Annotated in this window: 18 protein-coding genes; 17 read left to right on the top strand and 1 reads right to left on the bottom strand. The window is 39.9% G+C overall.

The window, feature by feature from the left end:
- Positions 1-1904: 1904 nt before the first annotated feature.
- Positions 1905-2681 carry a hypothetical protein gene (locus ABID23_RS03235; RefSeq protein WP_354189282.1) on the bottom strand — a complete coding sequence of 259 codons (777 nt, stop codon included), beginning with the start codon at positions 2679-2681 and terminating at the stop codon, positions 1905-1907.
- Between the two features lie 365 nt (positions 2682-3046).
- Here ABID23_RS03235 and ABID23_RS03230 point away from each other — a divergent pair, with 365 nt between their 5' ends.
- From ABID23_RS03230 to ABID23_RS03150, 17 genes are all read left to right on the top strand, one after another.
- Positions 3047-3364, top strand: a complete 318-nt coding sequence (locus ABID23_RS03230; RefSeq protein ID WP_354189280.1) for a TrbC/VirB2 family protein — start codon at positions 3047-3049, stop codon at positions 3362-3364.
- Positions 3365-3676 carry a VirB3 family type IV secretion system protein gene (locus tag ABID23_RS03225; protein WP_354189278.1) on the top strand — a complete coding sequence of 104 codons (312 nt, stop codon included), beginning with the start codon at positions 3365-3367 and terminating at the stop codon, positions 3674-3676.
- A gap of 2 nt (positions 3677-3678) precedes the next feature.
- Positions 3679-6033: a VirB4 family type IV secretion/conjugal transfer ATPase gene (locus ABID23_RS03220; RefSeq protein ID WP_354189382.1), complete on the top strand. Its 2355-nt coding sequence runs from the start codon at positions 3679-3681 to the stop codon at positions 6031-6033.
- Positions 6030-6476 carry a TrbJ/VirB5 family protein gene (locus tag ABID23_RS03215; RefSeq protein WP_354189276.1) on the top strand — a complete coding sequence of 149 codons (447 nt, stop codon included), beginning with the start codon at positions 6030-6032 and terminating at the stop codon, positions 6474-6476. The genes ABID23_RS03220 and ABID23_RS03215 overlap by 4 nt, the downstream gene beginning before the upstream one ends.
- Positions 6463-7431, top strand: coding sequence for a TrbL/VirB6 family protein (locus ABID23_RS03210; RefSeq protein WP_354189274.1), 969 nt, complete (start codon positions 6463-6465; stop codon positions 7429-7431). The genes ABID23_RS03215 and ABID23_RS03210 overlap by 14 nt, the downstream gene beginning before the upstream one ends.
- A 187-nt stretch (positions 7432-7618) precedes the next feature.
- Positions 7619-7936 (top strand): type IV secretion system protein VirB7, encoded by a 318-nt coding sequence (locus ABID23_RS03205; RefSeq protein WP_354189272.1) that lies wholly within the window; start codon positions 7619-7621, stop codon positions 7934-7936.
- Positions 7926-8594 carry a VirB8 family type IV secretion system protein gene (locus tag ABID23_RS03200; RefSeq protein ID WP_354189270.1) on the top strand — a complete coding sequence of 223 codons (669 nt, stop codon included), beginning with the start codon at positions 7926-7928 and terminating at the stop codon, positions 8592-8594. The genes ABID23_RS03205 and ABID23_RS03200 overlap by 11 nt, the downstream gene beginning before the upstream one ends.
- On the top strand, positions 8594-9457 hold the full coding sequence (virB9, locus tag ABID23_RS03195; protein WP_435521246.1) for a P-type conjugative transfer protein VirB9: 864 nt from the start codon (positions 8594-8596) through the stop codon (positions 9455-9457). Before ABID23_RS03200 ends, virB9 begins: the two co-directional genes overlap by 1 nt.
- Entirely contained in the window at positions 9450-10610 is a 1161-nt protein-coding gene (gene virB10 / locus ABID23_RS03190) for a type IV secretion system protein VirB10 (protein WP_354189268.1), read from the top strand. The genes virB9 and virB10 overlap by 8 nt, the downstream gene beginning before the upstream one ends.
- Entirely contained in the window at positions 10607-11677 is a 1071-nt protein-coding gene (virB11, locus tag ABID23_RS03185; protein WP_354189266.1) for a P-type DNA transfer ATPase VirB11, read from the top strand. The genes virB10 and virB11 overlap by 4 nt, the downstream gene beginning before the upstream one ends.
- A gap of 35 nt (positions 11678-11712) precedes the next feature.
- A complete protein-coding gene (locus ABID23_RS03180; protein ID WP_354189264.1) occupies positions 11713-11916 on the top strand; it encodes a hypothetical protein in 204 nt (67 codons plus the stop codon).
- A gap of 10 nt (positions 11917-11926) precedes the next feature.
- The gene (locus ABID23_RS03175) at positions 11927-12742 is read left to right on the top strand and encodes a BID domain-containing T4SS effector (protein WP_354189262.1); all 816 of its coding nucleotides are present in this window, start codon (positions 11927-11929) and stop codon (positions 12740-12742) included.
- A 134-nt stretch (positions 12743-12876) separates the two neighbouring features.
- Positions 12877-14796 carry a Ti-type conjugative transfer system protein TraG gene (gene traG, locus ABID23_RS03170; protein ID WP_354189260.1) on the top strand — a complete coding sequence of 640 codons (1920 nt, stop codon included), beginning with the start codon at positions 12877-12879 and terminating at the stop codon, positions 14794-14796.
- A 676-nt stretch (positions 14797-15472) separates the two neighbouring features.
- The gene (locus ABID23_RS03165; RefSeq protein ID WP_354189258.1) at positions 15473-17071 is read left to right on the top strand and encodes a BID domain-containing T4SS effector; all 1599 of its coding nucleotides are present in this window, start codon (positions 15473-15475) and stop codon (positions 17069-17071) included.
- Positions 17072-17383: 312 nt separating this feature from the next.
- Complete coding sequence (locus ABID23_RS03160; RefSeq protein ID WP_354189256.1) at positions 17384-18841, top strand: BID domain-containing T4SS effector; 1458 nt, start codon at positions 17384-17386, stop codon at positions 18839-18841.
- A gap of 352 nt (positions 18842-19193) precedes the next feature.
- Positions 19194-20207 (top strand): BID domain-containing T4SS effector, encoded by a 1014-nt coding sequence (locus ABID23_RS03155; protein ID WP_354189254.1) that lies wholly within the window; start codon positions 19194-19196, stop codon positions 20205-20207.
- Positions 20208-20501: 294 nt separating this feature from the next.
- Entirely contained in the window at positions 20502-22049 is a 1548-nt protein-coding gene (locus tag ABID23_RS03150; RefSeq protein WP_354189252.1) for a BID domain-containing T4SS effector, read from the top strand.
- Positions 22050-22136: the final 87 nt, after the last annotated feature.

The raw sequence follows: 22136 nt of genomic DNA, 5'->3' as shown, positions 1-22136 counted from the left end.
GAAAAGCTCTCCTCCCTTAAATGCCCCCTCACTGAAAAACAAAGAATAGAAAATACATATTGCTTCACACTTTTATAACTTGCATTATTTAAAGATATATACCCTTAGAAAAACGCTATTACGTTAAATACGCACACTTGTAAAAAAACCTTTATAGCGCCCAAGTCCATTTTATAATACGACCCACACAATATAAATTTTACCTATGAAAGGGAGCACCATTACTCTCTTTGCCAGTGCATGCGTGTTATCACAACTCTTACATTGAAACGAGGCATAAGAAACTTGCGCCTTTAAAATAATATTGACACACTCATCTTATTTGTAAAATGCCAACGCGTTTTTTTGTTCAACAATCACAGACTGAAAATGCAAAAAATCCGCTGATATTCAAAAATTCAAAACCCGCATCTAACATGCAAGAAACGATAAATCTTCATGACCAATGCAACGATTACCAAATAACGAAAATATGGTGCACTATTTATCGAGAAAATCTTAAATATAACAAAACTTTTCAATGGTATCGACCATGTCCATAAAGACGTCTTCATGCAAAATATGTTTTGAAATCATCACTGGAATTCAATTGAGAAATAATTCAACGCATCGGAATAATATCGTTTGAACATCTTTGCAGAAATAAGAGGCGATGACCTCTCAAAATTCTTTATACACTTTCTTCATGCACTCACAAAATCACACTCTCATGACCCCGCATAAACCGAAGAGACAAAAAGTTTCTTTACCCTGAAGGAGAAATGCAATGCCTAAAGGGAGACGAACGGCGTCCCCTTGCCAAAAATAAGTGCCAGAATAAATGAGATGTATTTTGTTCTTCTCACGCAGCTCCAAAACTTTGATAAACCTGAAGATGCTTAATATTGCTGCCCAATTGTACCCTCTCGCGCGTTTAATAAAATAAACCATCACACAAAAACAGCTCTAAAGCGAAAAAACGCACGCAAAAAGTCTTTCTTGGAAAAATTTTGGAAAACACAATTATAAATTTTTAAAAGAAAACATAATTTGAAGGTATAAAACCCATATCAAAAAAGTAATATTTCTTTCATTTTAGAGCCATAAGAAACGCCTTTAAATATCATATTTTTTAAACCATGTGGAAATGTAAAAACAATCTGTTTGACTTTGGATTAAAACCACCATTGAATACCATGTCAAGGTTAACTTGACCGCAAGAGCAAAAGCTTTGCGCGTTCTAAAAACAAGGTTTTAACGCGTGATTTTGGTGAATATACGAAGATTTTAAAAAGTCATCGCTTTTCATAAAATCAAAAAAGTCTGCTTTAACAGGCATTTTTCTCATAGTGAGAACATAGTCATCAATTCTTGTCTGTAAGAAAAAATTGAAGAAAATGAAGGGGAAATCCTAAAGATAAGAACCAAGGAGAGATTCTCTAGAAGAGATCAGAATCCCTCAATTCACTTTTGAAAATCTGCACCTTATTTACCCAAATAGACGCTCCCCAAACAAATGAAAGAGAGGTGCCTCAATACAACCAACAGCCTATCTTAACGCACGGGTTTCACCGAGAGAGTTGAAAAAGCTTGGTTTAAAAAGCTCAAACGATAAATTTTTTAAACCATTATGAAAGGCGCTATCTATGTTATCAAACATATCTGCTTTCTTGAGTTGTTTAACTGGAAATTTATGAATGAGACGAAATCTATTCGTCAAAATAACAGTCTCTTTTTATGAATGACAGAAGTCAGAGAAGCTCTTTTTTAAAACAAAACCTATCATGAAAAAAATATATTATCCTCTCTTTGCATAAAAGTATAAAAATCCTCTGTAACGATTTTAAAATTACCATGCAATTTATTTCAGACTATTTTTAAGATGTTTCATATAAAAATCACACGATATCTCTTCACAAAATCTATCAAAATCCTGAAAAAGGATTGTAAGATCCATGATCGCGCCGCCATTGTGAAGGCTCAGTGAAATTGCTTGACCAAAGACCAATTTTTTTCTTGCGCGCCGCTTCTTCTGCATGACGATATTGTACTGGAATAGGATTTTTTGTCTCTTTTGCAAGCACCAACATACCCTCGGCCAACCCTGCTTCAGCTAAGTCAACACCTTGAACAAAACATTGTGCATAAGAAACACCATTATGCATGAGCGCCTGCTTACAGGATAAAGTCTGACCAAGCGTTTTGGTGACAAGCCAAGCCGTTGTAACAGCCCCGCAGGGCCATTCTTGATCATTTAACTTTGCTTTTTGACGCGGAGCACAACTATCCACACCATATAAATGCACACTACGCGTAATATGTGTACGCCAAGACTGCGCAACAGGCGTGAACAATTTAAATGTAACGCCACTGGTTACAGAGGCTGAGCCCTCAAAGAAGGACACATGATTGAGAACAACACTCGACGACATATCAGCAATATTTGGTGATACTTTAGAAACATTGGATGGTAAATTAAAAGCTGCTTTATTGTTTTCTAATTGCTGTTTGCTGACCGGTGTCGTTGCTTTTTTTTCTTGCAAAGACATAGCAACAATATCTTGGACATCTTTCATCGTAAATGTCTTGAGAACACTCAAGTCTATATATTGTATGATTCCCCATAATAGAGATCCTATAATATAAACAACAATAATCAGTTTAAATCGTATCCGCTTAATACATACGCTCAAAAAACGCATCGTTTTTTTACCCTCTCATATCTTTATTAATACTCTTCTTTCCTTTTAACGAGGAATAGGAAGCAAGATGTTTTGAGTATTCAATATATTTTGGAAGAAAAATATGACGAATACACTTTTTAATATTTCTATCTTTAAAGATACACAACTTAAAATTGCCATTTTCATGTAACACAATCTCAATATGAAAATCTTCTGTCTCTTGAAGAAGGGGATTGAGAGTGAGCAAAAACCACGATCAAAACTTTTATACGACAAAAATGATCAAAGAATGATTGAAGCCATAAGTCATGAGAACAAAGAGACTTCGATCTGAAGAGACAAAGAGATGTCAATGGAGAAATAATTCTTTTTAGAGAGGTAAAATGACAGACAATATATCCAAGAACATCATGTTTATCGTTATCATGCTTCTTTTAAACACAGTTATTATATCAGACCCTTCTTATGCTTCTACGGTTTCTACAACAGGTGGGTTTGGGAATATTGATTCTGTTTTAGATAATATTGTTAAGATGATGACGGGAACAACAGCAAAGCTCATTGCTATTATCTGTGTTGCTGCCGTGGGTATTGGCTGGATGTACGGCTTTATTGATTTACGCAAAGCAGCTTACTGCATTATTGGCATTGGGATTGTCTTTGGAGCCCCTGCCCTTGTAGGCAAATTGACGGGTATTTAAATGAACGAAGATACTCTTTTCCTTGCCTGTACACGACCAACCATGTTTTCTGGTGTCACCATGGAAGCAATGGCTCTTAATGTCATGGCAACATCTGTTCTCTTTATTCTAACAAGTGGCTTTACCATGATTGGTCTTGGTATTGGAATGCACTTTGTTTTACGTGAAGTAACAAAGCATGATCACAATCAATTTCGCGTATTATTTGCTTGGCTCAATACCCGAGGAAAACAAAAAAATATCAAAAGATGGGGAGGAGGATCGACATCCCCCTTATGCCTTATTCGAACTTATAAGGAACTAAGGCGATGAAGATGTCAATCATGAAAAAGGAATCTTTGCCTGAAGACTATATTCCCTATATACGCCACGTCAATCAACACGTCATTGCCTTAAACTCACGCTGCTTAATGACGGTGATTGCCGTTGAAGGGATCAATTTTGATACCGTCGATATTGACCAGTTAAATTCGCTACACAACCAATTAAACACGCTTTTAAAGAACATTGCGGATGAACGTGTTGCATTATATTCTCATATCATCCGCCGGCGGGAAATGCTGTATCCAGAGGGTCGTTTTCTTTCATCTTTTGCAGCAACACTTGATGAAAAATACAAAAGGAAAATGGTTTCGCAAGAACTTTATAGAAACGATCTCTTTGTTTCCCTGATCTGGAATCCAGCATCCGATAAAACAGAAAAACTTGTCTCCTTTTTTCAACGATTAACAAAGGCAAAAAAAACACAATCTGAGCCCGATCTAGAAGCTATTCGAAGACTTGAAGAGTTAAGCCAAGACTTCATGCAAGGTTTAGAAGCCTATGGCGCGCACCTTTTGTCAATTTATGAACATGATGGCATTTTGTTTTCTGAACAAAGTGAATTTTTACACCAATTGGTGGGGGGAAGACGTGAGCGCATTCCCCTCACATTTGGCACCATTGCCTCAACAATTTATTCAGACCGCGTTATTTTTGGAAAAGAAATTATTGAAATTCGCCATGAAAGCAATGAACGTTTTGTAGGTATATTTGGATGGAAAGAATATCCTTCTAAAACCCGCCCAGGTATGACCGATGAGTTACTCACAGCACCGTTTGAATTCATTTTAACCCAATCTTTTGTCTTTAAGAGCAAGGCAGCAGCCAGTGCCATTATGGGACGCAAACAAAATCAAATGATTAATGCGGCCGATCGTGCTAGCTCACAAATTGAAGCGCTTGATGAAGCACTTGATGATTTAGAATCCAATCGCTTTGTTTTAGGCGAGCATCATATTTCTCTTGCTGTATTCGCCGATCATCCCAAAATATTGTCTGAAAATCTATCAAAGGCACGCTCTCATTTGACCAATGGTGGGGCGGTAATCGCCAGAGAAGATTTAGGATTAGAAGCCGCATGGTGGGCACAACTACCAGGAAACTTTAGCTATCGTGCGCGCTCTGGTGCCATTACCAGCAGAAATTTTGCAGCTTTATCACCTTTTCATTCTTTTCCCGTTGGCAAATTGAACGACAACGTTTGGGGATCTGCGGTCGCATTGCTCAAAACACAAGCTGGTTCACCTTATTATTTTAATTTTCATTATGGTGATCTTGGCAACACCTTTGTTTGTGGTCCATCAGGGTCTGGTAAAACAGTGATTGTTAATTTTCTCCTTACCCAATTGCAAAAACACAATCCAACAATGGTTTTTTTCGATAAAGATCAAGGAGCGGAAATTTTTGTACGGGCAGGTGGTGGAAAATATAAACCTTTAAAGAATGGGTCCCCCACAGGGATTGCTCCTTTAAAAGGTATGGAATACACAGAGAAGAACAAAATTTTTCTTCGCAATTGGGTTTTAAAACTCGTCACGACTGAAGGACAAACGGTAACAGAAGAAGAAAAACAAGATATCGCTAAGGCTATTGATTCCTTAGAAAGTTTGCCCCGTGCCCAACGTTCTCTTGGTGCACTTCAACTGTTTTTTGATAACACCTCAAAAGAAGGGATTGCCATACGACTGCAGCCTTGGATCAGAGGGGAAGCCTTAGGCTGGGTCTTTGATAACGATCAAGATGATCTAAATTTAAATGCTCAGTTTATTGGTTATGACATGACCGATTTCTTAGACAATGAAGAAATTCGGCGCCCTTTGATGATGTATTTATTCCATCGCATTCTCGATCTGATTGATGGACGACGTATTATTATTGTTATTGATGAGTTCTGGAAAGCTTTGGAAGATGATTCATTTAAAGCTTTTGCACAAGATCGTCTCAAGACGATCCGTAAACAAAATGGTATGATGCTGTTTGCAACACAAAGCCCAAAGGATGCTTTAAACTCAACAATCGCACACACGATTATTGAACAATGTCCAACTCAGATCTTTTTTCCCAATCAAAAAGCAAATTACAACGATTATGTTGAAGATTTCAAACTAACTGAACGTGAATTTGAACTTATTCAGTCAGAACTAAGCAGAGAATCGCGCCGGTTCCTGATCAAACAAGGACAAAATTCTGTCGTTGCAGAACTCAATCTACGCGGGTTGGATGATGAAATTGCTGTCTTAAGCGGCACAACCAAAAACATTGAAATCATGAACCAAATCATCAACGAATATGGAACAGACCCCAAAAAATGGCTCCCCATATTTCACCAAAGGAGAAAAAAACAATGAAAAAATACGGCTTGGTCACGCTTTTATCTTTGTCTTTCATCTCTCATGCAACGTCAAAAACGACAACCAATGTGGATGAATATTATAAAAAAACTCTCGAGAGCATACAAGAATTAAATACCGCAAATTCAGAAACAGCTGAAAATATTTACGAACGGACAAAAGAAACCACAGCAAAAATACAAGAAATACAAGAAAAACTGAGGAATGCCCAATCATCAGAAACGCAAAAACCAGAAGAATTACAGCAACTTCAAATAGAGTTGTCCATTCTTCAAGCAAAGCTTCAAGTAGATACTTTAAAGATTCAATCTTTAAGTATGATTCAAGCAAAAAATGCAAAAACAAAAGAGGAGATGAGTGAAGAAGCAGCGCAAAAAAAACATGAAGATATAGCGAAAAAATTAAAAGAAAAACTCGAGAATTCTAATGTCCGACTTTAGTTTTGCTCCCTTCGAAAGCATTTCTGGCTATATTTTAGCACCGCTCGATAGTGCAATGAACACAACGGTGAGTGGATTATCTTCTGCTATTTCAGCACCACTCAACCTTGCTTCGATCATTTTCATTTTTCTGTATGGCTATAATGTTATGACAGGCCGCACTGCCCTTTCTATGCACAGTCTGCTCAACAATGTTGTAAAAATCGTTGTTGTAACAACCATGGCAACGAATGCGGATACATTTAACATCTATGTCAAAGACATTTTCTTCAATGATTTAGTCAACGCCATTGGGAATGCACTCAACAGCAACCCCACGAGCTCTAATGTCTTTGACTTTATTTTATTACAAGCAAGTTCTCGTTATCAAGACGTTTTAGCGAGAGCTTGGTTCCTTGAAAAGATCGTGGTTGGCCTTCTTGGTTCTTTAATGATTATGGCTGTTATTGTATTTTGTATTGGTGGTTTTATTGTGCAAATGTTTGCACAAGTTGCCCTTGTTATGATTATAGGTCTTGGACCATTATTCATTAGTTTATATTTATTCAATGCAACCAGAAAATTTACCGATGCATGGATTACGACTTTAGCCAATTTTACCATTTTGCAAGTTCTCGTCATCATGCTTGGAACACTGATGTGTAAAATCATTTTACACGTTCTCGAAGGAACCTATGATTCAATCTATTATCTTTTCCCTCCTGTTGTTGTAATCTCTATCGTAGGAGCCATTCTCTTCCGTGCGCTTCCTGGCATTGCTTCTGCACTTGCCTCTGGCGGACCATACTTCAACGCTGGTATATCTTCAGGCGGACAAATTTTCACGATGATCTCCCAAGGAGTTAAAACGAGTGGAAATACCGCGAAAAGTGCCCTTTCTCACCTCTCTGGTGCATCATCAAATATGGCATCAAAAGCTGCCAAAACGGGAGGAGGTGGTCGTGGTAAATTTTAATATGAGCCGCTCCATTGAAAGGACCATAAGCTTTGTTTTGCGTTGTGTGCACACCCCACACGCACTTTGTGTAAAAAACTTGGTTTCACAAGACCAATCAAAATCTTTCATCGCATACTTTTATGAAATCCTTCAAAGCAAAAGCTTCCATGTGTTTGTATTCCAAAAAAATTTATGAGTTTAAAATATGAAACGAAAAATTATTTTTTTTGTGACCCTCACCATTATCGTGACCGGCTGTGCTTCCTTAAGTGGTCCTAAAAAGCCGCCACGGTGTAATGGCAAACAAACCCGTGCTTTAAATCAAGATAAGTGGGATTGGGAGAATAAAGGCATCATCACACAAGAAAAGACGCCCAAACCTTTTGTGACAACGCCCATCATTCTCAACACGTTAGAAAGTGAAAATGCAACAGCAAATGTCACGCTTAAAGCAGCCTCGTTGAATTCTATCAACCACCACACACTCTCTAATCCAATGACGGAGATCACGCGTGAAAAGTAACGAATTTGATGCATATATAAAAGAAGCCCGTTCATTTGATATTGACCGCATGCATGGCATGCGTGTGCGGATGAAAATTGCCATGGGCTTAACAATCCTTTTTGGCTTAATGACAATTGCTTTAGCCCTAGCGGTCACAGCATTAACACCTTTAAAAACCGTAGAACCCTTTATCATTCGCGTTGATAGTTCAACAGGCATTATTGATACGGTAAGTGCCTTAAAGGAGTCACCAAAGGATTATGATGAAGCCATAACACGCTACTTTGCCAGTAAATATGTCCGCGCGCGTGAAAGCTTTCAACTATCAGAGGCAGAAAATAATTTCCGCTTGGTCTCCCTTTTATCATCACCAGAAGAGCAAAACCGTTTTGCAAGATGGTACGCAGGCAACAATCCAGAAAGCCCGCAAAATATCTATCAAAATATGACCGCTACAGTCACGATTAAATCAATCTCCTTTTTGAACAAAAATCTTATTCAAGTGCGTTATTATAGAATGGTCAAAGAATTAAATGGAAAAGAAAATATTTCCCATTGGGTTTCGATCTTAAACTTTTCCTACATCAATGCACAAATTTCAACAACAGACCGTTTAATCAACCCACTTGGCTTTCAAGTATCGGAATATAGATCCGATCCAGAGGTAGTAAAATAATGCGATTTTTACAAACAATCTTCTTATCTTTGACGGTTACGGTAAGCTGTCATACGACCAGCTTATTTGCAGAAATCGTGCCCATGAGTGCCCGCAACGACAACCGCATTCGATTTGTCAATTATGACCCACACAATGTCACAAAAATTATTGGCTCTATTCGCTCTTCTATCCAAATTGAATTTGCAGATGATGAAGAAGTCGCCTATGTAGGAATTGGGAACTCCGTTGCTTGGCAAGTTGCACCAGCTGGTCGCTTTGTTTTTTTAAAACCACGAGAAAACCAGCCTATTACCAATTTACAAATTGTTACAAACCGCGAAGATAAGACAAAACGCTCATATCAATTTGAATTACAAGTGCGTGAAGGTGAAGTCTCAGCAGGCAATGAAACATATTTCCTCGTAAAGTTCCGTTATCCAGAAGATGAAGCCCTGCGTAAAAGATTAGCCCAAGCAGCAAAAGCAGCACAACAAGAAGAAAGCTTTGTCGATGATATTTTAAATACCCATGAAGAATTCGGACCACGCAATTGGGCTTATGAAGCCCAAGGGACCCGACTCATTGAACCAACTTCCGTTTATGATAACGGAAAAACCACAACCTTTACATTTTTAGGCAATACCGAAATCCCTGCCATTTATCTTGTCTCACGTGATGGGCAAGAATCCTTGGTGCCAAAATCCATTAAAGGCAACAAAGTCATTGTTCACGCCATCGCTGCACAATTTATTCTACGCCGTGGGAATGATGTCTTGTGCATCTTTAATAGAAGGTTCGTACCTGAAGGGATCAATCCTGAAACGGGCACAACATCACCCTCCGTACAACGTAAAGTGAACATAGGAAACAACCATGAATAACGAAATGGATGAAAAAAACATCAATGATCGCGATACGATAACAGATTCTCAAGGGAAAAAGCAAAACACCAATGCCGGCAAAGCTATTGCACTTATTATTCTTTTTGGTGTTTGTCTTTATTTAGCCTATTCAACGCTTGCGACAGACAAAAAAAACATCCCTGAACTTCCCAAACAAGGGGTGATTAAGCAAACAGAACTTTTCCGCCCTGCACAACCCAAACCTATCCCCCTTGAACCAACCGAACAAAATACCGCACTATTGCCGAAAGTTGAGCTACCCACCCCTCAAATAACAGAAACACATTCCGATAACACACTCTTGGAAGCAGCACAGCGTGCTCCCGTATTAGCCTATACGAGTGCAAATCAGAACAAAAAAAATATAGTAACCCATGATGATCTTTTGCTAAGGCCAACCGAAAACAAACCTGATGAAGACGCGCAACGCTTTAATCACATTCTCAAACCCACAACCCTAGAAGGGATTCGTGCCTCAACTCTTGGCAATCGAAATTACATCATTGCCATGGGTGCGTCCATTCCTTGTATCTTAGAAACTGCCATCAACAGTGACCAACAAGGATTTACCAGTTGTATCGTCTCTAGAGATATTTTATCCGACAATGGTCGCGTTGTTCTCCTTGATAAAGGCACGCAAATTATTGGTGAATATCGTTCAGGTTTAAAAAAAGGGCAAAATCGTCTCTTTGTGCTATGGACAAGAGCCAAAACCCCAAATGGTGTTATTATCACATTAGCTTCACCAGCCACAGATGCTCTAGGACGCTCTGGTATGGACGGTGATGTTGATAATCATTGGTTTGAACGAATTGGATCTGCACTTCTTGTCTCGATTATCAGAGATGCGACAGACTATGCGAAAGGCCGCTTTATCAAAAAACTAAATGATGAAAGCAATGGCGAAACGGTCTCTTCTGGACAGAATATTGCAAATATTCTGGTAGAAAATTACGCTAATATCCCTCCGACACTGACCAAGAACCAAGGAGAGTTAGTGAATGTTTTCGTCGCTCGAGACTTAGATTTCTCCAGCGTTTATAAACTAAAAGTGATCGGAAACAAAAAGCAAATCATTCATCGCACTCTTTCAAGAAACTTTTATAAAAATTCTGAGGTTCCCTTGAAATGAATCAAAATCTGCAAAAGTTGAACAATGAAACCGTTGCAATTGTTTTAACAAAGCTTGAACCACTAAATGCTTTTCTAAAAGACGATGGTCTTTTTGAAATTGTCATCAATCGTCCCTATGAAGTGATGACAGAAGGAAGCCAGGGATGGAAAACAATAGAAGTCCCAACGCTCTCATTTCATGAACTTATGGGAATTGCTAAAGTTGTAGCATCTTATTCCAAGCAAAATATATCAGACAAAAACCCTATATTATCTGCCACCCTCCCCAATAATGAACGTATTCAAATTGTCATTCCGCCGGCGGTTGAAAAAGACACGATCAGTATGACAATCCGCAAACCTTCATCACAAAGCTTTTCTCTTGAAGATCTTGCTGCCAAAGACCTTTTCTCGCTTTGTGAACAAGTTTCATTCACCTCTTTAAATGATTATCCCTCACGCTTTAACGAACTCAAAAGCATTGAGCATGACTTAGCCACCACCTACTGTGATAAAGACTTTGTTTCCTTTTTAAATCAAGCTGTCAAATGCCAGAAAAACATTTTGATTTCCGGAAAGACCGGCTCTGGAAAAACAACATTATCAAAAGCCTTAATCGCCAAAATTCCTAAGGATGAGCGTATTATCACCATTGAAGATACACAAGAGTTGGTTGTTCCTCAACAAAACCATGTTTCTATGATCTATTCAAAAGATGGACAAGGTTTAGCCTCTGTTGGTCCCAAAGAGTTGCTTGAATCTGCATTACGCATGCGTCCTGACCGCGTTCTTTTACAAGAGCTGCGAGACGGTACAGCCTTTTATTATATCCGCAATGTCAACTCAGGACACCCAGGTTCCATTACTACAGTTCATGCCTCAACAGCCCTTGCGGCTTTCGAACAGATGACTCTTTTAGTCAAAGAAAGTGATGGCGGCAATGATTTAGAGCGTGATGATATTCGAGGTCTTTTAATTTCAATGATTGATATCATCATCCAATGTAAACGAGTCGAAGGAAAATTTAAAGTCACAGAAATTTATTATGACCCATTCAAACAACGAAATATTTTTGGAGGAAACTAAGGAGAAACGCCCAAAAAACGAGAAAGGAAGAAGAAATGCACGAAAAGACACCAGATTTTTTATCAGTAACATCGGAAAAATTAGAAAAGTACTGTGAATCCGTTGATGACAACATCAACAGACGCACTATTGAAAGCGTAACACTTCATTCTAAAACGCTCAAAATTTTAGAAAAATATGCGAGGGGAAAAACATCACTCGAAGAATGTCATATTCTTATGAACAACGCAATGTTATAAGGAGAGAACAATGTCAAAAGCCAAGTCAAAAACAAAACATACCTCCCCTCTTTTTTCACAAAAGGAACCCTATCCCAAGACCACTCCCTTGACAGAGTCACAAAATCTTGAAAATATTCTCATCCCAGGAAAACATAGCTCCCCTTTAACGAAACAAGAACTTGCTGAAATGGTTGCAGAAGACGCTCTTGTTCATAAATGCTTTCAACAAGTCCAAAAGTTATCAAATATTATGTATGGCAATTCGAGAGTCTTAAACAAACAATTGGTGCGAATGACTAAAAATCCAGAAACAGGGCAACAACTTGCCAACCAAATTGAACGCTCTCCCAGCTCCATTGCTCCTCTTGCCGGCTTTGATTTTTTGTTCTTTAAAAGTCACGCACGTGCAAATGCTTTAAACCACGTTGAAGCCATCTGCTGTGCCGTCGTTAATTATGGAGATGCTGTAAGACACGCGAGAAAAGAAATCACTCAAGAACATGAAACTGAGCAAACACGCCGCGCAAAAGCCGTTGCATCGCCAAGTCCAAGCTTACAAGACCTCCTTTCCTTACCACCGACACAACAAAAAGAAGCCTTGTTGCAATCTCCTGAGTTAAAACAAGAACTGACCAGCTTTATGCAGCACTTAAATCGCCGTCTTTCCTCAGATGATAACCAAGCCATCAAGCACCATGACTCTGAAAAACTGGCGAAAAGCCTTGGTGTTCCAGAAAACAAAGCAGAGGAAATTATAGGCACTGTCCAAAAAGCGAAAGAAGCACAGAAAAACGCGCAAGAGGTTAAGGTGCAGCGCTCACAAACATTGGCAATGGCGAGTTAAAAACTGTGAAGAAGAGACACTATTGAAAGAGGGAGATATTTTGCATTTCTCCCCTATGGAGCAAGGGGTTTGACGTCATCTCATTTTAAAATGTCATTTTTGACACACCCTGATAAAACAAAGGTAAGACATCAATGAAATACACAAAGACGCAGTTAGCGCTTATTTTAGCACCGATTGCTCTGGGGACTTTAACAATATTTCTTGTGCCATATTTGTTGTTATTTATCACAACGGATTTAGATAAATCTCAACTTTATTGGTATCTTCGTTCAGAACCCTTATTAAAGCTGATCATGGTTGCTATCATATCGCTGCTTTATGCCCTATTACAGCAGTTGCATCTGCGTAAAGCCATAACATTTGTTTCAGCTTTCTTTTTTGGGATCATCGCTCTCTATCATATTGTCAATGAAATAAAACGGTTAAGCCCTTATGTTGGTCAGCAAGGAATAACTTGGGGCTATGCCTTAAAGTTCATGGACCCCATGGTTATCTTTGGCATCATCATTGGTGTTTTTCTTTTAGCAATCCAAGCCGCTATCATCTCTCCTCGCTCAGAAAAGTTCAAACGTGCCAAAAAGGAAGTCTTTGGTGATGCCGCATGGATGAATTTAAACGAGGCAGCTAAAATCTTTCCAGCCAATGGACAAATTGTTGTGGGCGAAAGATACCGAGTTGATCGAGATAGCGTACGTCACATTCCCTTTGCACCTGGCAATAAGGGCACATGGGGAAAAGGAGGAAAAGCCCCCTTATTGACCTTTAATCTTGATTTTGGTTCAACCCACATGATCTTTTTTGCAGGTTCTGGTGGCTATAAAACAACAAGTACAGTGGTTCCCACCTGTTTGACATATCCCGGATCGATTGTTTGCCTTGACCCTTCAACAGAAGTTGCCCCCATGGTCAGATTTGCGCGAAAAAAAATGGACAATAGAAATGTTATTGTCCTTGATCCCAATTCTGTCTTAACAAAAAACTTTAATGTTATCGATTGGCTTTTAGACGATAGCGTCCCACGAACACAGCGTGAAGCCAACATTGTGGGGTTTTCCAAACTGCTTCTCACAGATAAAAAATCTGATAATTCTTCAGCAGAATATTTTTCAACACAAGCCCATAATCTTTTAACCGCCCTTCTTGCCCATGTCATATTTTCTGATGAGTATGAAGACCATGAGCGTAATTTAAAAACATTGCGTGGAATTCTTTCTCAATCAGAAACAGCAGTTGTCAGTCAACTGCGTATGATTCAAGAAACAACACCTTCTCCTTTTATTCGTGAAATGGTTGGCATTTTCACAGAAATGGCAGAACAAACTTTTTCCGGAGTGTATACAACGGCCTCAAAAGATACCCAATGGCTCTCTTTATCCAATTATGCTGATCTCGTCTGTGGCAATGATTTCGCATCATCAGATATCACAGATGGGAATACCGATATTTTTCTTAATCTTCCGGCAAGTATTTTAAATAGCTATCCAGCCATTGGACGCGTCATTATTGGCGCCTTTTTAAATGCGATGATTACCGCTGATGGTAATTATAAAAAACGTGTTTTGTTTGTTCTTGATGAGGTTGATCTTCTTGGTTATATGAATATTCTAGAAGAAGCGCGTGACCGTGGTCGTAAATATGGCACCTCTCTCATGCTCTTTTATCAATCGGCAGGTCAATTGGTCAATCACTTTGGTGAAGCGGGAGCACGATCATGGTTTGAAAGCTGCTCCTTTGTGAGTTATGCGGCCATTAAAGATTTCCAAACAGCCAAAGAGATTTCAGAACGCTGTGGTCAAATGACGATTGAAGTCGTGGGAACAACCAAGCAAAAGGGTTTAGCCTTAACCAAAGGTTCTCAAAACCTTAATTATCAACAAAGATCACTCATTTTACCGCATGAAGTGATTCAACAGATGCGCCAAGATGAACAAATTATTCTTATGCAAGGACACCCCCCTTTACGATGCGGTCGAGCGATCTATTTTAGAAGAAAGGAAATGGTAGCCGCTGCTGCAAAAAACCGCTTTGCCCCCAAAGCAAAGAAAAGCTGAAAAACACGTTACGGAAATTGAGCATAAAAACCATAACAACAGCATAAAAGGTCTAAAGCACAGGTTCTATTTCATCAAACCCCATTCACAAGGCATTCCCTCATGCCACAAAAATACGGTGAAAAAGAAACATGATTGCTTTTCATATTGCTCCTATATCCAATGTTTCAGCTTCCCCAGTAAGCACAATAATCACGCCAGTAAACATAATAGTCAAGAATACCCCTAGCAAAACGCATCGTCCCCTTTGTGACACTTTAAATCAAGATCAAAGCGCTTTGGAAGAAAAAGTCCTCCAATTTTTTTTCATTTTTTATAAAACTCATTTTGTTGCTTTTACCCCCCCCTACAGCAGTCACAACAATCATCGTACCACCTTCAACATGAACACCTCACGGGTGAAACGCATAAAAGAGAGTCTCATTCTCAAATAATGAGGAAATATGTATGAAAGTAATTCAAATTCTCTATCCTTCACGACAACAGAATAACAAAAACACCGTAAAACGGTTGAAGCAACCAACAACACCTGCACAGGTCACAATATCCCTACAACGAACAATACTCATGCCATTGAGGAGGTCATACTTCCTTAAAAAATACGCGAGGGGAGACTTCTTACATAAAGCGTTTATCACACTCTTATTACCCCCCCTACCCGATAAGGAGAGAACCCATGTTAGAGCAGAATTATCTGTATAAAAATACCAACACCCTAAAAAATAAATATCATATCAAAGACCCCCAAAGGCTTTACCAACGCTGTGCCCTTGATACAGCTAAAGCCGCAGCCCATTTTCGCCATGAACCACTCCCCAATAAATTTGATGCTGCCTACTTGAAACAAATTCACTGGAGCCTCTTCCATAATAGCTTTGAATGGGCAGGGAAAACCCGCGATCAGATCTTTACATTTGAAGACGGCAGTAAAGCGTATATGCCAGCGATGCGCCCGAAAGGCTATGAGACCCCTTTTGCTATCGGCCCACAAATCAGAAAAGAGCTGCATAAATTAGAAAAAACACTCAGTACAAAGAATAATTTAACAGGTTTATCGCGCAAAGACTTTGCTCAAGAAGCAGCAGAGATTTTTATGGCACTCGACCGCATACATCCCTTCAGAACAGGGAATGGACGCACACAACGAATGTTTATGGAAAAGCTGGGACAAGCAGCTGGTTACCAAATTGACTTTTCTGCAATCACCAAAGAACGCATGTTACAAGCCAGTATTCAAGCAATGCAACATGGCAATAAGGAACCGATGCAACATCTCTTTGAGGATATGACACATCCGCAAAAATCACTTATTTTAAAAGAATTCATCTTGCAAATGCGACAAGCTAGATTTTCCGAAATCAACAATCGTCTTGTGATCGCTGCAAAAGAAGGTGAGACTTATGAAGGTATTTATAGAGGTCATGCCGCGGAAGGCTTTGTCATAGAGGTAGAAGCGGGTTTTGTCGTTGCCCACAAAGATGACCTTTCCCCAGAACAAATTAAAACATTACAAAATGGTATCCGCATCTGCTTTACAAAAGAAAATATTGAAAATCTCAAAAAAACGCTCATTCCAAGCGAAAAGTTAGCGCCTCTCACCGACGAAGAATTATCTGAAAGAGCGACAAACAATCCCGTTGTGCAAGCGCGCAGAACAAACGTCGAGAATTTGTCAAAGGTGGTTTATGGTAATCGATACGCCTTAAATGCAAGAATCGATATGATCACGCAAGATCCAAACTTGAGTGAAGTGTTTGCACAACACGTTACCCAAAATCCTCAATCGATCCATAAGCTCGCAGGAAAGGACATGTTTTGTCTGAAAACATCAGCGCGTATTCATGCACAAGAACATGTTGCAGATCTAGGAGAAGCGCTTAAATGTTACGCAGCAGCAGTAGGTCAAGCAAAGTGCGATATTTTAGAACAACAGAACAGAGAACAAAAGCGTCTAGAACAATCTGTTGATGCCCCAGAAAAAGACTTGCAAAATCTTTTTAACCAATCATCCGATCAACAAAGAGAAACCTTATCTCACTCCCGTGAACTGCAACAAAAACTCCATCATTTTTCACGCAAATTAAGCACGCGCTTGTCATCAGAGGACCGTAGAGCTATACAAGAAAATGACCATACACGACTTGCTTGCCTGCTTGGTGTATCAGAAAGCAAAGCACAAGAAATTTCTCAAACAATGCAGCACATGAAAGAAGCCCAATATCAAGCACGAAATCTCAAAGTCAGTCGCTCCTCATCAATGGCTCTCACAGGCTAAAGGGATAAACACGTACTCTAACCTATCATCTGGTCTCTTAACGTGCACCATTTCATAGAAATAATTCTATGAAATGGTTATGAAATATGACAGAAATATTTTATAAAAACAAATCGCATCATTTTATATAACTTATTGATAAAGTTTCACAAAAAAACTGTATAAAAGACACAAACACCCATTACAGTAGTGGTAAGTAGGGCACAATCTTTGGAGGTCATATTAATACCTTCCTTTGTACAAAAGTGCTCACAGTCTAAAGGTGAAGAATGCACCAAAGATGTTTTCTAAAAATATTGAAAGGAAACGTGCATGAAAAAGCATCAACCATCCCGTCCCCCAGGATTTAACCCAGAAGAACTCTACACCCAAGTTAATAAACAAAACCGAGGGCACCCCTCACAGCCACTGGAAGAAGTTGACACAGGTGAAAGCAGCAGACGGCCACTCCAACAACCTGTGGAATCTGTCCATGCAACTTTTGGCATGGAGACAAATCCTCAAGGTGTAGTAGCGGGTCCCAGTTCAATATCTGAGAGTGATGTCCCCTCTCAAAGACCTGTCGAGAACCCCTACTCGATACCAAGGAATACACCAAACCTGCAAGGAGTAGTCATGCCTCCCTCCCCAACGTCTCGGAGACCACCCCGTCCTCAAAGAGGTGTTGAACCCTACTTGGTAGTTGATCTGTTTGACAAAGATGGGCAAGGTCCTAAAAAACCAGACGAAAACCCTTACGAAGAGGTTAATCAAAGTTACCACAGATCTCAAAACCCCATTGGCCTCAATCCAGTATCGGAGGGTAGTGGATATAGACCGCAAGGAGTAGTCATGCCTCCCTCCCCAACGTCTCGGAGATCACCCCGTCCTCAAAGAGGTGTTGAACCCTACTTGGTAGTTGATCTGTTTGACAAAGATGGGCAAGGTCCTAAAAAACCAGACGAAAACCCTTACGAAGAGGTTAATCAAAGTTACCACAGATCTCAAAACCCCATTGGCCTCAATCCAGTATCGGAGGGTAGTGGATATAGACCGCAAGGGGTAGTCATGCCCCCCTCCCCAACCTCTCGAAGACCCCCCCACCCTCAAAGAGGTGTTAGCCCCTATTTGGTCACAAATCTCTTTGGAGATGACGGGCAAGATCCTCCAGGGGTAGGAACTGGTCCCTACGCGGTAGTTGATCTATTTGACAAAGAGGGACAAGGTCTGAAAAATCCAGAAGAGGGCCTCTATGAAGAAATGAATCCGAGAGCGACAACATCACCTTCCCGAGCAGCCTCTATCACAAAAGCCCTTGGAGAACATGTAAAGGTTCAGTATGGTGAAGCAGAAGTTAAACATTGGTGTAAACTTGTTTATGGCAACAGCAGTGCTTTAGATACACAGCTTGCTAGAGTTCTTGAAAATCCTACAAAAGCTGAAGACGTCTTATATGAGCTGCTTGAAAAACCTGAAACCGGTGGAAGACTTGCTGGAAGAGAAGTCTTTGGTGTAAAAAGCCCAGGACGCAGAGAGGCTGAAGAGGATTTTGGGCCCCTTTGTGCTGCTTTTGAAAGGCATGTATCAACAGTACAAAATCTACACAAGGACCTTAACCGGCAGTATGCAAAAGAGCATGGTCAGAGATGCGAACCAGAAGGTCAAAAAAAAGACGCTGAACGCAGGCATCATCATCACAGAAGAAGTCAAGGTCAACACTCTCCTGAGCGAGAAGAGCGCCAACAGCGTGAAAATTCTCCCGCAAGAGGAGCAGCGGCCTTTGCTCTATGAACATGCTGCCATATAAGCATGTGTCCATTTTATCTTTGACTTAATCTTACTAGCGCAACTCATTTGATATAAATTGCGCTAGTCTTTTTTGCATTATATAAATAAAAAAACATATCAAAACAGTTGTTATAATTTTATGTAACATATTGATAAAATTTCACAAAAAAACTGTATAAAAGACATAAATACCAATTATGGTAACCTCCAAATAGCGTATAATCTTTAGAGGTCGTTCAAATTGTATCTTCCTTTGTACATTCAAATTGTATCTTCCTTTGTACAAAAGTGATCAAAGCATACAGGTGGCGAATGCACCAAAGAGGTTTTCTAAAAATACTGAAAGGAAACATGCATGAAAAAAAATCGTCCAATCCATTCTCCAAGCGTTAACCAAGAAGAACTCTACGCACAGGTTCAGAAGCCACGAGGACAAACACAACAAACCCCACAGACAGGAGATTCCATCTACGAAAATGTGGGCTTTAGTGGACGCGCACCCCATAACGCACAACGCCCAGATGACGTCGTCTATGCTGATGTCGGCTTTGGTGGACGCGCACCCCATAACGCACAACGCCTAGATGACGTCGTCTATGCTGATGTCGGCTTTGGTGGACGCACACCCCATAACGCACAACGCCTAGATGACGTCGTCTATGCTGATGTCGGCTTTGGTGGACGCGCACCCCATAACGCACAACGCCTAGATGACGTCGTCTATGCTGATGTCGGCTTTGGTGGACGCGCACCCCATAACGCACAACGTCCAGATGACGTCGTCTATGCTGATGTAAACAGAGGTGGGCATAGAAGGCAACACCCAGAAGCTGGAGAAACAGAATACGCAACAGTTTCTCCGCACCAGAGAGGAGCACACTCTCTCTCAAGTGAAGAGATTACGAAGAGAACTGAGCGAAATGAGCGCGTTAAAGCCTTTAGAGAAGAGGTTCAATATTGGTGCAAAAATACTTATGGCGATCCAAACCTTTTGAACGGAAAGATGGATGATATTCTACGCAACCCTGAGAATGGCACCCGACTTGCACAGGACATTGCAGAAAATCCTAAGTCTGTTCATAAACTCGCTGGACGTAGCGTATTTGGCATAAAAAGTAATGACCGCAAACATGCAGAAGAGAGTGTACATCCTCTATCTGAAGCCGTTAAAGGCTACACAGATTCTGTAAAAAACACCAAGGAGAGGCTTCAACACAATCTTGGTGCAGAAGAAAGACGTCATGCTTATGGAAGACATGATGAATACAGCCGTCAATACCAAAGAGAAAGGCATCAGCATACTCGCCAACAAGAAACGCAACAACATAGACATGAAAGACAAGGACAAGGGATGGCTTTTGCTATGTAAACATCCATCATTTTGCCTTTAATCTGACCCTTAGCGCAAATCATGTTATCAGAATTGCGCTGGGGGTTTTTTTTACATAAAAATGATGAAAAACACATATCAAAATAGTGACTGTAAATTTATGTAACCCATTGATAAAATTTCATAAAAAAACTTTATAAAAGACACAAACACCCATTACAATACTCCTGAATAGCGCATAATCTTTGGAGAGCGTTCTAAGATCTTCTTTTGTATAAAGAAGAAAGGAGAATTCCCCAAAGACGTTTTCTAAACGATTGAAAGGAAACAGGCATGATAAAAAACTCACCATCTTCCTCCACACATCCTTCTGTAAGAGAATTAACGCAACATTTTGAACAATTGGGAGCAGAATCCCTTTCCACTCCTCAAAAAACTGCTCCACAAAAACCACCACGCTTAAACAGAAATGCCACCACAAGTGAAACCTCTGTTTCCGCTGCATCTTCTCCCCCCACGTCCCCAAAAGTTGCCCCACCAAAACCACCACGCCTAAATAGAAATGCCACCACAAGTGAAACCTCTGTTTCCGCTGCATCTTCTCCCCCCACGTCCCCAAAAGTTGCCCCACCAAAACCACCACGCCTAAATAGAAATGCCACCACAAGTGAAACCTCTGTTTCCGCTGCATCTTCTCCCTTCACGTCCCCAAAAGTTGCCCCACCAAAACCATCACGCCTAAATAGAAAGACACTCCAGAAAGAAAGTAACGTTGCGTCTGCGGCATTAAAACATTCAGAGAAAAAACAGCACCCAAAAGATACCAATGTCATAAGGCATGAAGTAAACGAAACCATACAAGTAGAATCTTCTGTATTGGTAACCAAAAACATAAATCTTTCAGAAGAACAAATAATACTCTTATCCTCTCAGCATGCATTGGTAAAAACATACAGAGCAGAAATTCAACGTCTATGCCAAACTGTTTATGACAACCCCAATATTTTACAGAGTCAAGTAGAAGAGATTCAACAAGACCCCTATATGCCAACTGATTTACCAGAGAGAATTTCAAAATACCCGAAAAGTATTTCTAAACTTGCTGGTTCCCACATATGCGGCGTAAAAAATCGTGCACGCAGAGATGCTGAAGAACATACACCTTCTCTATATGCTGCTGTAGAATGTTATATAGAAGCTGTAAAATATGCACAAGAGAACTTGCGGCGATCCCCAGAAGCAGAATTAAAATATTATCAACGAACGATGAACAGTGAAACACTCGCCCAAATGCTCCAAAAACCACAGCCCCCAACACAGGAAAAGAAACCTTTCTCAAAAGAAGAGATAACCGAGCAAATTCAACAACATCCTGTCGTTACAAGATACCAAGCACAAATCACGCACTGGAGCAAAGTTGTTTTCGGCAAAAAAGATATTTTGCAAGAACAAGTGAAAGCTCTTTTAACACATCCCTATAGAGAAGCGGAGTTATCTTGGCAAGTTGAAGCATATCCTCAGTCTTTCTCTAAATTGGCGGGGTTAAGTGCATTTGGTTTAAAAAATAGAACCCGTAAACAGGCTGAAGCGGGCGTTTCTCACCTAGCAAATTCTATTGAAAATTATGCAGATGTTATAAAGCAGCTAAGAGAAAGCCTTACACAAACAAATCAGGAAGAATACAAACAGCATGCACAATTGACTGGGCTGGAACAAAGCTTCCATAAACAGCACAGTTTATCAGAAACTGAAAAACAGAGATTTCCGCTCAAACTTACATGTCGCGATACCACTGAAAACACCAAACACGCAAGTGGGGAATCACAAGATGCACAACGACAAAAAGTTAAAACATCAAAAACATTAGCTTTCGCCAGCTAAGCACACATAAACTTTATCTTTGATCTGATCTCTTGGCGCAAATGATTGTATATCAATTGCGCCAAAAAATTTTTTGCGACAACACAA

This window comes from Bartonella silvatica, from assembly GCF_040545155.1.
GTDB classification, from domain to species: Bacteria; Pseudomonadota; Alphaproteobacteria; order Rhizobiales; family Rhizobiaceae; genus Bartonella; species Bartonella silvatica.
The sequence above is the reverse complement of the archived record's forward strand: the minus strand, read 5'-3'. Positions and strand labels throughout refer to the sequence as shown.